Source organism: Kitasatospora sp. CB02891, assembly GCF_002803145.1.
Taxonomy (GTDB): domain Bacteria; phylum Actinomycetota; class Actinomycetes; order Streptomycetales; family Streptomycetaceae; genus Kitasatospora; species Kitasatospora griseola.
This window is the reverse complement of the sequence record NZ_NNBO01000016.1, coordinates 1-12430: the sequence shown is the minus strand read 5'-3', so window position 1 is coordinate 12430 and position 12430 is coordinate 1. Positions and strand designations below refer to the sequence as shown.

Genomic DNA, 12430 nt, shown 5'->3' with positions numbered 1-12430 from the left:
ATACGGATGTGCGTGCCAGCCAGCACACCACAGTTTGCTGGCGCAGTGTCACCCCACGGTAGCAATTGGTACCGGCGAAACCGGGTTTTCCGGGATCTTTCGGAAATTCAGCCGGAAAGCCGTACCGGGCGTTCGAGCCGCACCCCGGCACGTTCCAGCCAGGCCCGCAGCGGGCCGTCCTGGCCGGCCTCCGCCGCGGCCGCCACCGCCGGGGCCAGCCCGGCCCGGGGCGCCGCGCGGGACAGCAGGACCGGGCCGTCCAGCCAGTCCAGGCCGGGGCTCGCGGTGCCCGCGTCCACCGCGGCGCAGCAGACGGTGGCGCTGAGGTGGTCGACCAGCAGGTCGCGTCCGCTGCGCACGGGAGGCAAGGGGGGCGCGACCTCGGCGGCGCGCGCCACCCCGCCCGCCAGTGCGGCCGCCAGGGTCTCGGCCTCCCCGGCGGCCAGCCGGGCGAGCAGTTTGTCCAGCGCGGGCCCGGTGTGCGGGTGGTCGTCGCCGAGGGCGGCCTGCAGGGCCGCTGCGTGCTCCCGCCAGCCGTGGTCGACGACCTGCTCCGGGTAGTCCTCCCAGTCCAGCGGCTGCCAGCCGCCGGGCGGTTCCTCGTGCAGCAGTTCGGCGGCCAGCCGGGACACCCGGGTGTCCACCAGGCCGGGCTCCTCCAGCAGGTCGCAGGCGGGGCGGTCGCCGAGCCGGTTCCCGTAGCCGTCGGCGAGCCGGTCGCGGCGGGACAGCTCGGTGAGCGCGGCGACCACGCCGGCGTTCAGGTGCGAGGGGTGCCGGCCGAGCCGCCAGGCGGGCAGCGCGACCCGGGTGAGCAGCCGGTCCCAGCCGGCGTAGGCCAGGCCGACCTGCTCCTGGGCGGCGATCCGCAGCCCGTAGTCGACGGCCTTGGCCTGCTCGGACGCCCACGCGGCGACGGCGTGCTCCAGCTCGGCGGAGTGCTCGCGGCAGGCGCCGAGCAGGCGCCGGTCGATCCGCTCGACCAGCGCGGCCGGGCCGCGGCGCCGGTCGCCGAGCGCGGCGTCCAGGGTGCGCAGCCAGCGGCGGGCGGCGGCGATGTCCGGGTCGGCGGCGGCCGCGGTGCCGGCCACCACCGGGGCCAGCAGGGCGCGCAGCTCGCCGGCGCGCATCCACCACAGGAACGGGGAACCGATCACCAGCACCGGCGCGCCGGGCACGGCCCGCCGACCGGGGCGGTGCGGTTCCTCCAGCCAGCTGTCGCAGTCGGGGGTGAGCGCGATCGCGGCGGGCGCCGGCACGTCCAGCCGGTCCGCGAGCTCCTCGATCAGACGGTACAGCTCGGGCGCGTCCGCCCTGGTCAGCGGCACCGCGGGGGTGACCGGGGGGACGGCCCGGCGGTGTGCGCGGGCCACCATGGCGGCCAGCAGCAGCGTCGCCGCGGCGACCGCCCCGACCGCCCAGCGGATGCCGTCCCAGAGCGGGGCGTCCGGTGAACCGGCCGCGCCTATCCGTCCGGTGAACCGCCCGACCAGCAGCACCACCGCGCAGGCGGCGGGCAGCGCGGCGGCGGCCACGGCCCGTCCGCGAAGACGCAGGACGGCCCGGGCTCGTGCGCGTGCGGTGTCCACTGCAGCCATCGCCGCGGCACCCCCTTCGCAGCCGACTCGACTCGATCAATTCCGGTACGGGAAGCGGCGGGTGCCGAACCCGGTGGTACGACTCGCGTGGCGCTTTCCTGCCAGTCTCGACGCCCCGGTACGGGCGGGTGTTCCGGAACTCCGGGGAGACCACCCGTCCTGGTGACACTGCGGCGGGGCGCGCCACCGCTCCCAGCATCCCCCGGGCGCGTCGTGGCGACGAGCTGCGCCCACGCCGGTGCCCCCGCCCCTGCGCGATGCAGCGCACCCTACGGCGGGGGCTCCGGCCCCGTCAGCAGGATGACCAACAGATCACCCGAAGGACTGCTTTTTCGACGTGCGGCCCACTCCGCCCCCGGCTCCGGAAACGCCGCGGGGCGCTGCGTCCGGACGGGTCGTCCGGGCGCAGCGCCCCGCGGGGGCAGTCCTCTTTACTGCGCGGCCCTGGCCGCGATGTCGGTGCGGTGCTGGGCGCCCTTGAAGGAGATCTTCGACAGGCCCGCGTACGCCTTGGCCCGGGCCTCGGCGAGGTCCGCGCCGGTGGCGGTGACGGACAGCACCCGGCCGCCCGCGGTGAGCACCTCGCCCTCGGCGCCCGACCTGGTGCCGGCGTGCAGCACGAACGCGGTGCCGTCGGCCTCCGCCTCGTCCAGGCCCTCGATCGGGTCACCGGTGCGCGGGTTCGCGGGGTAGCCCTTGGAGGCCATCACCACGGTGACCGCGGCGCCCTCGTCCCAGCGCAGCGCCTCCAGCTCGCCCAGCGTGCCGTTGGCGGCGGCGAGCAGCACGCCGGCCAGCGGGGTGCGCAGCCGGGCCAGCACCACCTGGGTCTCGGGGTCGCCGAAGCGGGCGTTGAACTCCACCACCCGGGTGCCGCGCGAGGTCAGCGCCAGGCCCGCGTACAGCAGGCCGGAGAACGGGGTGCCGCGGCGGCGCAGCTCGTCGACGGTCGGCTGCAGGACGGTCTCCAGCACCTCCTCGACCAGGCCCTCGGGGGCCCACGGCAGCGGGGTGTAGGCGCCCATGCCACCGGTGTTGGGGCCCTGGTCGCCGTCCAGCGCGCGCTTGAAGTCCTGCGCGGGCACCAGCGGCAGCACCGTGGTGCCGTCGGTGATCGCGAACAGCGACACCTCCGGGCCGTCCAGGTACTCCTCGATCACCACCCGCTCGCAGCCCTTGGCGTGCTCCAGCGCGGCGGCGCGGTCCTCGGTGACCACGACGCCCTTGCCGGCCGCCAGGCCGTCGTCCTTCACCACGTACGGGGCGCCGAACGCGTCCAGCGCCTCGGCGGCCTCCTGCTCGGTGGTGCAGACGTAGGACCGCGCGGTCGGGACGCCGGCCCCGGCCATCACGTCCTTCGCGAAGGCCTTGGAGCCTTCCAGCTGCGCGGCCGCGGCGCTCGGGCCGAACACCGGGATGCCGGCCGCCCGCAGCGGGTCGGCGACACCCGCCACCAGCGGAGCCTCCGGGCCGACCACCACCAGGCCGGCGCCCAGTTCCTGGGCCAGCGCGGTGACCGCGGCGCCGTCCAGCTGGTCGACGGGGTGCAGGGCGGCCACCCGCGCGATCCCGGCGTTGCCCGGGGCGCAGTGCAGCTCGGTGACAGCGGGATCTTGGGACAGGGAGCGGCACAGGGCGTGTTCGCGGGCGCCGCCGCCGATGACGAGGACCTTCACGACCGGCAGCCTAGTCGGTGGCCCGTTCCGCACCGTCGGCGGCTCCGTACGAAGCTCCAGGTACCGGGCGAATCCGGCAGTCGTTGTTCGTATGAACGCACGGGGTCGGCTCGAACAGCTGCGCAGTCACACCGACAGCCCCCGTTCACCTCGCTCGGACGGGTGAAATCCGGCCGGGCAGCACAACCCTCCGACCTTGGCATCCGGAGGTGAAATCACATAACGATCACTGCGGAAGCGCCCACACGGTCAGCCATTTGGCGGTAAGAAGTGCTGTTGGACAAGAGACCCGGCCGCATGCCCGGCACGGCACCATGGGCGGCTCCGCCAAGCCCGCACCGCATCGATGTCCGCACCGTCAGTCCCGGTACCCGCCGGGCCTCCGCAGTCACCCCGCCACAGGGAGCGCCACAGGTGAGCCAGCCGGAAATGCAGCCCGAGGAGAGTCCTTGGGGCAAAGAGGTCGCCGACGACGACCAGCCCGCCCCGGGCTCCGGCGGTCGGATCCCCACCCGCCGCCGCACCGACCTGAGCGCCCGTCAATTCCCGCTCGGCGACTGGGGCGAGCCCGCCGAACGCCTCGAAGAGCTCTACCGCTGGTCGGAGGAGCGCGCCGTCGAGGCCATCGAGTGGTACCGCCGCGACCGCGTCTGGAAGCGCCGCTGGGCCCGCCTGCTCCGCTTCACCGCCGCCGTCTTCACCGTCGGCGGCGTCACCGCCCCGATCGTCTCCCTCACCGGCGTCCTCCCGCACGCCCTCGAATGGGGCTACGCCGGTCTCGCGCTCGCCGCCGCCTCGCTCGTCGCCGACCGCGCCTTCGGCCTCACCTCCGGCTGGATGCGCGACGTCTCCACCTCCCAGGCCCTCCAACGCCGCCTGGAGGCCTTCCAGTTCGACTGGGCCTCGGAATGCGTCCGGGAGGTCCTCGGCCCCACCGAAGGCACCGCCGGCGAGGCCGCCGAACGCTGCCTCGGCGTCCTGCGGCGCTTCTGCGAGGACGTCTCCGAGATGGTCCGCACCGAGACCTCGGAGTGGATGCTCGAATTCCGCGCCGGCATGACCCAACTCCCCACCCAGGTCCCGGGCAGCTGGGGCGGCCGCACCGAGGTCGGCACCGGCGCCCAGGTCCGCGTCCTCCCCCCGCCGGGCACCCGACCCACCATGCCGCGCCAGCGTCCCCCGGAGGGACCCCTGCGCTAGTCGGCAGGCCGACAGGCGCGAGCGCGAAGGCAGGCGGGCGCGAAACCAGCGGCGCCGGGGGTCCGAGGGGGCGGAACTGCGCGAGGCGGAAGGCGCCCACCAGCACCTGGTTGTGCCCTCCGCAGGTTCGTGCCCTCCTACGCGAAGACGATCATCGAGGCCTGGGCCACACTCCGCGTCGCCGCCGACCAGAGCCCGGCCCAGGCGTGGCGTTCCCTCGCGAAGGGGTGCTGGAAGTCGTCGATCGGGGGGCCGAAGGGCTGTTCCAGCTGAGTGGGGCCCAGGGGGCGGGTGGGGGCCGGCGGGTTGAGCGAATCGATGCCCAGCAGGGGGGCGACTGCCTCCAGTTCGCGGAGGAGTCCCTGCGAGGAGCCCAGGGGGCCGCCCGCGGCGAGGAGTTCGTCGGCGACCAGCGGAACCGGGAAGTCGACCGGGACGTACGCCCCGGCGTGGTCGAAGTGCCAGACCAGGTGCGACTGTTCGGCGGTGGCCTCGAACATCTCCAGCAGTTGCTCGTAGTCGCTGCCGAGCGCGTCCACCGGCGCCACCTCGAAGCCGGTGAGCCCCAACAGGTAGGCGCGGCGCAGGAAGTGGAGCGAGTCGTAGTCGAACGCGGCTATCGTCTCGACGTCCCCGGAGAAGCCGTGGACGTAGGGGTTGACCGGGACGGGCGGCAGCCCGTTCTGGGCGAGTACCCCGTTGTAGCGGTCGAGGTCGTCCCGGAACGGGTTCTCGGGGCTGTGGGTGAGCACGTCCACGAGTGGGACGAGCCAGAGGTCGCAGGCCATGGGCCGGCTCATCCTCTCGGTCGGACGGGGCAATGGGCCCCAACCCTACCGGCCCGCGGCGGGCTCTCCGTGCCCCGGCCGGAACGACCGGGTGTACCGGCCGGACGGGACGAACCTGGGCAGCGGGACCTGCCCCAATCCGACCGTGGAGTGCGGTGGTTGGGCGGGCTCCGGGCCGCCGGCCGGTGGAACTGACGGCAGGTCGACCGCGGCCGGGTCGCGCAGCAGGTGCAGGACGGAGACTCCGTCGAGCGACCGGTCGAGCAGTCGGGCGAGCAGTTCGATGGTGAACAGGTTGTGGTGGTTGACCAGTCGTCGGGCGCCGTCGTGGTCGCGGGCCTCGATCCGGTCGACGAGTTCGCCGTGCCGGTCCCAGCAGACGCCGGCCAGCCGGTCGACGGCCCGCAGGTGCGGGGCGGCGAACATCCAGGACTGGACGCGCAGCCAGCCGAGGTAGTCGGCGATCCGCTCGTTGCACAGGACGGCCGCGGCCTCCTGCCAGAACCGCAGGTCGCAGCCGACCAGCACGTCGAGGTGGCCGGCCCGGGCGGCCCGGGTGGCGGCCTCGGCGCGGCGGCGCAGCGAGACGGTCCGGGTCCAGTCGTAGGGGTGGTCGCGGTTGCCGAGGTGGCGCAGCGCGTTGTCGGTGAGCAGGGCCCGGGCTTCGAGGATCTCCAGGTAGTCGTCCCAGGTGAATTCGGGGACGGTGAACCCGCGGTGGGGTTCGCTGACCAGCAGGCCCTGGGCGGCGAGGTCGACCAGGGCTTCCCGGGCGGGGGTGGCGGAGACGCCGTAGACGTCGGCGATCTCCTTGACGGTGAAGTTGCGGCCGGCGGGCAGCCGGCCGGCCATCATCTCGTCGCGCAGGGCGTCGGAGATCTGTTCGCGGAGACTGTTGCGCCGGATCAGGGCACGGCCGCTCCCGGCTCCTTCATCGGTCATGGCCACCCCCTCCCCGGGTCGTGCCGACCGCGGCCGGACCCAGCTCCCAAAAACGCGCACAGATTACCCCGGAATGGTCAATCCGGACCAAGGTACGGCGATGTGCGGCGAAATGTCAGCGTTGCACGGGTGCCGGGATTCCGAGCAGCCGGTCCCGGTGGACCGGGAACTCGGCGCGGCACTCGGCGACGTCGGCGGGGTCGAACTCGACGGTGAGCACCTGCTCGTCCGGACCGGCCTCGGCGAGCACCCGGCCCCACGGGTCGACGACCAGGCTGCGGCCGGCCTGTTCGACGCCGCCGTGGGTGCCGGCGGTGTTGCAGGCCAGCACGTAGGCCTGTTCCTCGACGGCGCGGGCGCGGGCCAACAGGTTCCAGTGCTCGGCGCGCCGGGCGGGCCAGGCGGCGGGGATCACCAGCAGTTCGGCGTCGGCGTCCAGCAGCGCCCGGAACAGCTCGGGGAAGCGCAGGTCGTAGCAGGTGGCCAGGCCCAGGGTGGCGAAGCCGGCGTCCGCGGTGACGATCTCCTGGCCGGCGCCCATCACGACGGCCTCGCCGGTGTCGAAGCCGAAGCGGTGGATCTTGCGGTAGGTGCGGACCAGTTCGCCGTCGGGGGCGAACAGCAGCGAGGTGTTGTAGATCGGCCCGTCGGGGTCGCGTTCGACGATCGAGCCGGCGTGCAGCCAGCAGCCGACCGCCCGGGCGGCGGCGGACATCGTCTCGGCGGTGGGCCCGTCGAGCGGTTCGGCGCCGTCGGACCAGGCGTCGTAGGCGAAGCCGCCGACCGGCCACAGCTCGGGCAGCACCACCAGGTCGGCGCCGTCCTGGGCGCGGACCAGCGCCGCGGCCCTGGCCCGCCGTTCGGCGGCCGGCTCGGCGTCCGAGACCGCGAGTTGGATCAATGAAGCGCGCACAGTACCACCGTCCACGACAAGAGTCCTACGATCGTCACCCGAAAGCGCTGCCCTGCTCTCACCCGGCAGCGTAACGTGCCGTATGCGCGTCCGTGCGAAGGTCTCGGCAGCCCGGGCGACGTGGGACGACGCAAGCCGACGGAGGGGCCGGAGATACCAGTGGCGGACAACCAGACCGTGCAGGCGTACACCGATGCGTGGACGCAGTCGATCGAGTCGATATCCGAGCTGCTCGCCCCGCTGCCGACCGACGCGTGGAACCGGGCCACCGAGTGCCCCGGCTGGTCGGTGCGCGACGTGGTGTCGCACATCATCGGCGTCGAGTCGGAGATGCTCGGCGACCCCCGGCCGATCCACGCGCTGCCGCGCGACCTGCGGCACGTCACCAACGACTTCACCCGGTACATGGAACTGCCGGTGGACAAGCGCCGCTGCTGGACGCCGGTGGAGATCACCAGCGAGCTGGAGTACACGGTGATCCGCCGCTCGCGGGCGCTGCGCAACTCCCGCCACCAGCCGGAGGACCCGGTGCGCTGGCCGGGCGGGCCGCTGGCCCGGGACCTCCCGTACGCCGCGGTGCTGCGGATGCGCGCCTTCGACGTGTGGGTGCACGAGCAGGACCTGCGCCGCGCCCTGCAGGAGCCCGGCAACCTGGACTCCCCGGCGGCCGTGCTGACGCGGGACCTGCTGATCGAGACGCTGCCGAAGCAGGTCGCCAAGGAGGCGGGCGCGCCGATCGGCAGCACGGTGGTGTTCGACGTGGCGGGTGCGCTGCCGTTCCAGCGCACCGTGCGGGTCGGCGCGCACGGCCGGGGCAGCGTGGACGAGTCGGTGGAGCCGGCCCCGGACGTGCGGCTGGCGATGGACTGGCAGACCTTCGTGCGGCTGTGCTGCGGCCGGGTCCGCCCGGAGACGGCGCTGGTGAACGTGATCGGCGACCAGGAGCTGGGCCTGCGGGTGCTCGCCCATCTGGCGAGCACCCCCTGATCCGCCCTCAGGCTGCGGCCAGCTTGCGCCGCAGCCGCAGGATCATCGTCGTTCCGAGCAGCAGCGGCAGCAGTTGGAAGCAGAACGCCAGCTGGTAGGCGTGCGCGTCGTAGCCGCCGCTGCCCGGGTCGGCCAGCGCGTCCAGCAGGACGCCGATGCCCAGCAGGGTGATCATCGAGCCGATGAAACCGCCCATGTTGGCGATGCCGGACGCGGTGCCCATCCGCTCGGCCGGGTTGTGGGCGCGGGCGTAGTCGAGGCCGATCAGCGAGGCAGGGCCGTTGCTGCCCATCACCAGGATCAGCACCACCAGCAGCCACAGCGGCGGCCGGCCCTGCGGCCAGGCCAGCGTGACGGTCCAGCAGAGCGCGGTGGCGCCCAGCACGGTGAAGGCGACCGGCAGCCGCAGCGCGGCCGAGCGGGAGATCAGCCGGCCGAACAGCAGGCCGAACGCCATGCTGCTGAGCACCAGCAGGCTCAGCAGACCGCCCGCGCCGGCCCGGGACATGCCCTGGCCCTCGACCAGGTAGGGCAGCCCCCACAGCAGGCCGAACGCGGACGCCGGGAACGCCGTGGTGAAGTGCACCCACAGGCCGAGCCGGGTGCCGGGCTCGGCCCAGGCGGCCCGGATCAGCCGCCCGACCGGCAGCCGGGCGCCCTCCTGCGGCACGGGGGCGGGCGCACCGGGCGGGGCCTCCCGCAGCAGCGCCAGCACGGCGACGAAGATCGGCACGCCGGTGAGCGCGATGACGCCGAAGGTGGTGCTCCACCCGGCGGTGTGCAGGGCCTGCGCGAGGACGACGGTGCTGACCAGGTTGCCGCCGGTGCCGACCAGGCCGGTGAGCTGGGCGACGAACGGGTTGCGGGCGGCCGGGAACCAGCGGGCAGCGATCCGCAGCACGCTGATGAAGGTCATCGCGTCGCCGCAGCCGAGCACCGCGCGGGAGGCCAGCGCGGGCGCGAACGCGGTGGAGAACGCGAACGCCAGCTGGCCGGCGCTCATCAGGGCCACGCCGAGCAGCAGCACCCGGCGCGGGCCGATCCGGTCGACCAGCAGGCCGACCGGGATCTGCATCCCGGCGTACACCAGGACCTGCAGGATGGAGAAGGTGGACAGGGCGGAGGCGCCGATGCCGAACCGGGCGGAGGCGTCCAGGCCGGCCACGCCGAGGCTGGTGCGGTGCACCACGGCGAGGACGTAGACGCTGACGCCGACCGACCAGGCGAACCAGGCGGCGCGCCCGCCGGGCGGGTGCAGGACGGCGGCGGGGAATCCGGTGGCCGGGGAGGCGACGGCCGGGGGGTCGCCGGCGCGGCGGGGAGCGGGTACGGACAGGGACGGTGCGGTGGGGGCGGGGTCCACGCTCATAGTGCAATCAGGCTAGTCATCCCATCACCTGATGTTTTCGCCAGGGTGTGAAACGACTCGAAACCGCCGCGGCCACCGCTCAGCCGGAGACCGTCCAGCTCACCGTGCTGGTCATGTACTGCGCGCGGAACTCCTCGTCGCGCACCCAGTCGGTGGTGTCCTGGACCGTCGCGGTGACGGTGTGCCGGTGGCCCGGCGACAGCGCGAGCACGGCGGTGTCCAGCCAGGTCCCGTCCGCGGTGCCGGCGTCCACCGGCTTCCCGTCCAGCGACCAGGCGATCCGCAGCTGGCGCGGGCCGGTCAGGGCCAGCGGCCGCACGTGCAGCTTGGGCCGGCCCGTCACCTGCCCGGGGGCGGGCTCGGGGGCGTCGGCGGGCTCCACCCGGCGGTACAGCTGCTCGACGATCGCCTCCCGGGACGGCAGGTTGTACACCCCGCCGAGGCTGCGCATCACCGAGTCCTCGGTCGGCCGGTACAGCCCGTTGGCGCTGCGGTAGGCGCCCACCGGGCCGCCGCCGTCCGGGGAGACCGCGCCCAGCCAGCGCCACCACTTGGTCCGGTCGTGCGCCATCTCCTCGGCGTCCACCAGGGACAGGTTCGGGTAGTCCGGGTCGCTCGGGGCGCTGTCGTACTCGTCGCCCAGCGCGCCGACGGTGTGCCCTATCTCGTGCTGGATGATCCGCCCGGCGTCCGGACTGCCGCCGGCCAGCGTGGTCACCCCGGTGCCGCCGGCCCCGCCGTACTCGGTCGAGTTGGCCAGCGCTATCAGGTACTGCGGGCCCTCGCCCTGGCCCGCCCAGCGGGCGGTGGCGTCCTCGTCCGCGCACAGCAGGCGGGCGGTGCCCTCGCACCAGAAGTGCATGCCCAGCGGGGTGACGGGGGCCTTCCCGGCGCTCTCGCTCTCGGCTATCCCGGACACCGGGGAGACCACGTCGACCCGCCGTATGTTGAAGAACCCCTGGTAGGTGCGGAACGGCTCGATGTCCAGCAGCGCGTGCCAGGCCCGGTCCGCCTGGTCGTGGAACAGCTGCTGCTGGGCCGCCGTGTAGCCGTCGCCCAGCAGCACCAGGGTGATCCGGTTGGCCGGGTCGCCGGACACCCGCAGGTCCACGGCGGGCGCGCCGGGGGCCCGCAGGTCGGGCCGGGCGGCGGGCGGCGCGGCCCGGTCCGGACCCGGCAGCGGCGGGCCGATCGCGGTGGACGGCGCGGGCGAGGCCAGTTCCACCGCGGCGGGCAGCACGGCGGCGGCGACCAGCAGCACGGCGGCCGCGGAGCGCATCACGGGACCGGGGGCACCAGGCGGCATACGCGGGAGTCCTCGCTGCGACGACACCCGGCCTGACTGCGCGGGTGGCTGGTCGCACAGACGTACCCATCCCGACCGCGGGCCCGGCGGGGTCGGCCCGAAATGCCCTCGGGCGGAGCAATGCGGACCCCCGCCCCCGGAGCCGCGAAAATCACCGGGGAATCACCGGAGGAGAACGATTGGAGCAGCCAATTCCGCGTGGCCGCAGCGCAGTTGGAAACGGCGAACGGGCCGCCGCCCGGCGGGATACCCTGCCGTCCGGGAACCACCCGGGGGGAAAGGCGGCGGACATGGAGAACGGGCCGGACACGGACCCGCGCAGGGCATTCGGACAGGCCCTGCGAACACTTCGGCAGGGAGCCCGGCTGACCCAGCAGGAGTTGGCCGTCAAGGCGGGCCTGGGCATCCGCACCCTGTCGGACCTGGAGCGCGGCACGGCCGGGCCGCGCCCGGCCACCGCGGCGCTGCTGGTCGGCGCGCTCGGCCTGGACCGCTCCGACAGCGAGGCCTTCCACACCCTGGCGCACGCCGCCTGGCGGGCCGCCCGGGGCTGAGGCCCCGCCCGACGGGCCCGGAACGCGCCGGGCCCCGCTCCGCGGAACGGAGCGGGGCCCGGGCGGCCGGGGGCGGATCAGCCCCAGGTGATCAGGCGCTTCGGGTACTCCAGGATCGCGGCGACGTCCGCCAGCACCTTGGAGCCGAGCTCGCCGTCCACCAGCCGGTGGTCGAAGGACAGCGCCAGCGTGGTGACCTGGCGCGGCACCACCTTGCCCTTGTGCACCCACGGCAGCTCCCGCACCGCGCCGAAGGCCAGGATGGCGGCCTCGCCGGGGTTGAGGATCGGGGTGCCGGTGTCGACGCCGAACACGCCGACGTTGGTGATGGTGACGCTGCCGCCGGACATGTCGGCCGGGGAGGTCTTGCCCTGCCGCGCGGTCTCCACCAGCTCGCCGAGCGAGACGGCCAGCTGGGAGAGGGTCTTGGCGCCGGCGTCCTTGATGTTCGGGACGATCAGCCCGCGCGGGGTGGCCGCGGCGATGCCGAGGTTCACCGCGCCCCTGATCACGATCTCCTGGGCGGCCTCGTCCCAGCTGGCGTTGATCTCCGGGTGCCGCTTGATCGCGGTGAGCAGCGCCTTTGCGACCAGCAGCAGCGGGCTGACCCGCACCCCGGCGCCCAGTTCGCCGCTCTCCTTGAGCTTGCGCACCAGCTTCATCGTCCGGGTCACGTCGACCTGGACGAACTCGGTGACGTGCGGCGCGGTGAACGCCGAGGCCACCATCGCCTGCGCGGTGGCCTTGCGGACGCCCTTGACCGGCACCCGGACGTCCCCGGCCGCGGTCGGCACCGGCAGCGCGGGCTGCTCGGCCGCCGACGGGGCGGCCTGCGGGGCGACCGGCGCGGCGGCCGGTTCGACGACCGGCGCGGCGGCGGTGGCCGCGGCGTGCACGTCCTCGCGGGTGATCACGCCGTTCGGGCCGGTCGGCCGCACGGTGCGCAGGTCGATGCCGAGGTCCTTGGCGAGCTTGCGCACCGGCGGCTTGGCCAGCGGGCGCTCGCCCTCCGCGACGACCGGGGCGGCCGCCGGGGCGACCGGGGCGGCGGGAGCCACCGGCGCGACGGGGGCGGCGGGCACGACGGGGGCCGCCGG

The 12430-nt window shown here is 74.4% G+C and carries 11 protein-coding genes; 3 read left to right on the top strand and 8 right to left on the bottom strand.

The genetic code is table 11. The annotated features are described in order from the left end of the window. Nucleotides 1-107: 107 nt before the first annotated feature. Nucleotides 108-1598 (bottom strand): hypothetical protein, encoded by a 1491-nt coding sequence (locus tag CG736_RS28930; protein WP_100589113.1) that lies wholly within the window; start codon nt 1596-1598, stop codon nt 108-110. A 431-nt stretch (nt 1599-2029) separates the two neighbouring features. Next, entirely contained in the window at nt 2030-3274 is a 1245-nt protein-coding gene (purD, locus tag CG736_RS28925) for a phosphoribosylamine--glycine ligase (RefSeq protein ID WP_100589112.1), read from the bottom strand. Between the two features lie 414 nt (nt 3275-3688). On the opposite strand from purD, the gene CG736_RS28920 reads away from it, so the two are divergent. Continuing rightward, complete coding sequence (locus CG736_RS28920; RefSeq protein WP_369880656.1) at nt 3689-4474, top strand: SLATT domain-containing protein; 786 nt, start codon at nt 3689-3691, stop codon at nt 4472-4474. A 137-nt stretch (nt 4475-4611) separates the two neighbouring features. Here CG736_RS28920 and CG736_RS28915 read toward each other — a convergent pair whose 3' ends face one another. The 3 genes from CG736_RS28915 to CG736_RS28905 form a co-directional block, all read right to left on the bottom strand. Further along, nucleotides 4612-5262, bottom strand: coding sequence for a hypothetical protein (locus CG736_RS28915; protein WP_100589110.1), 651 nt, complete (start codon nt 5260-5262; stop codon nt 4612-4614). A gap of 45 nt (nt 5263-5307) precedes the next feature. Beyond that, the gene (locus tag CG736_RS28910) at nt 5308-6204 is read right to left on the bottom strand and encodes a GntR family transcriptional regulator (protein WP_100589109.1); all 897 of its coding nucleotides are present in this window, start codon (nt 6202-6204) and stop codon (nt 5308-5310) included. Nucleotides 6205-6319: 115 nt separating this feature from the next. Next, nucleotides 6320-7117, bottom strand: a complete 798-nt coding sequence (locus CG736_RS28905) for a carbon-nitrogen family hydrolase (protein ID WP_100589108.1) — start codon at nt 7115-7117, stop codon at nt 6320-6322. 159 nt (nt 7118-7276) lie between these two features. On the opposite strand from CG736_RS28905, the gene CG736_RS28900 reads away from it, so the two are divergent. Further along, the gene (locus CG736_RS28900) at nt 7277-8104 is read left to right on the top strand and encodes a maleylpyruvate isomerase family mycothiol-dependent enzyme (protein WP_100589107.1); all 828 of its coding nucleotides are present in this window, start codon (nt 7277-7279) and stop codon (nt 8102-8104) included. A 7-nt stretch (nt 8105-8111) separates the two neighbouring features. Here CG736_RS28900 and CG736_RS28895 read toward each other — a convergent pair whose 3' ends face one another. After that, on the bottom strand, nt 8112-9473 hold the full coding sequence (locus tag CG736_RS28895) for an MFS transporter (RefSeq protein WP_100589106.1): 1362 nt from the start codon (nt 9471-9473) through the stop codon (nt 8112-8114). Nucleotides 9474-9552: 79 nt separating this feature from the next. Then, on the bottom strand, nt 9553-10752 hold the full coding sequence (locus CG736_RS28890) for a M64 family metallopeptidase (protein ID WP_232734267.1): 1200 nt from the start codon (nt 10750-10752) through the stop codon (nt 9553-9555). A 317-nt stretch (nt 10753-11069) separates the two neighbouring features. On the opposite strand from CG736_RS28890, the gene CG736_RS28885 reads away from it, so the two are divergent. After that, entirely contained in the window at nt 11070-11333 is a 264-nt protein-coding gene (locus CG736_RS28885) for a helix-turn-helix domain-containing protein (protein ID WP_100589104.1), read from the top strand. A 77-nt stretch (nt 11334-11410) separates the two neighbouring features. On the opposite strand, the gene CG736_RS28880 is transcribed toward CG736_RS28885, so the two are convergent. Next, nucleotides 11411-12430, bottom strand: a 1020-nt coding sequence (locus tag CG736_RS28880; protein ID WP_100589103.1) for a dihydrolipoamide acetyltransferase family protein, incomplete at its 5' end; no start/stop codon positions are given.

Excerpts from the sequence above, each read along its gene's own strand:
- CG736_RS28930 (WP_100589113.1), bottom strand. The coding sequence starts at position 1,598 with ATGGCTGCAGTGGACACCGCACGCGCACGAGCCCGGGCCGTCCTGCGT.
- CG736_RS28890 (WP_232734267.1), bottom strand. The coding sequence starts at position 10,752 with ATGCGCTCCGCGGCCGCCGTGCTGCTGGTCGCCGCCGCCGTGCTGCCC.
- CG736_RS28885 (WP_100589104.1), top strand. The coding sequence starts at position 11,070 with ATGGAGAACGGGCCGGACACGGACCCGCGCAGGGCATTCGGACAGGCC.
- CG736_RS28895 (WP_100589106.1), bottom strand. The coding sequence starts at position 9,473 with ATGAGCGTGGACCCCGCCCCCACCGCACCGTCCCTGTCCGTACCCGCT.
- CG736_RS28915 (WP_100589110.1), bottom strand. The coding sequence starts at position 5,262 with ATGGCCTGCGACCTCTGGCTCGTCCCACTCGTGGACGTGCTCACCCAC.
- CG736_RS28910 (WP_100589109.1), bottom strand. The coding sequence starts at position 6,204 with ATGACCGATGAAGGAGCCGGGAGCGGCCGTGCCCTGATCCGGCGCAAC.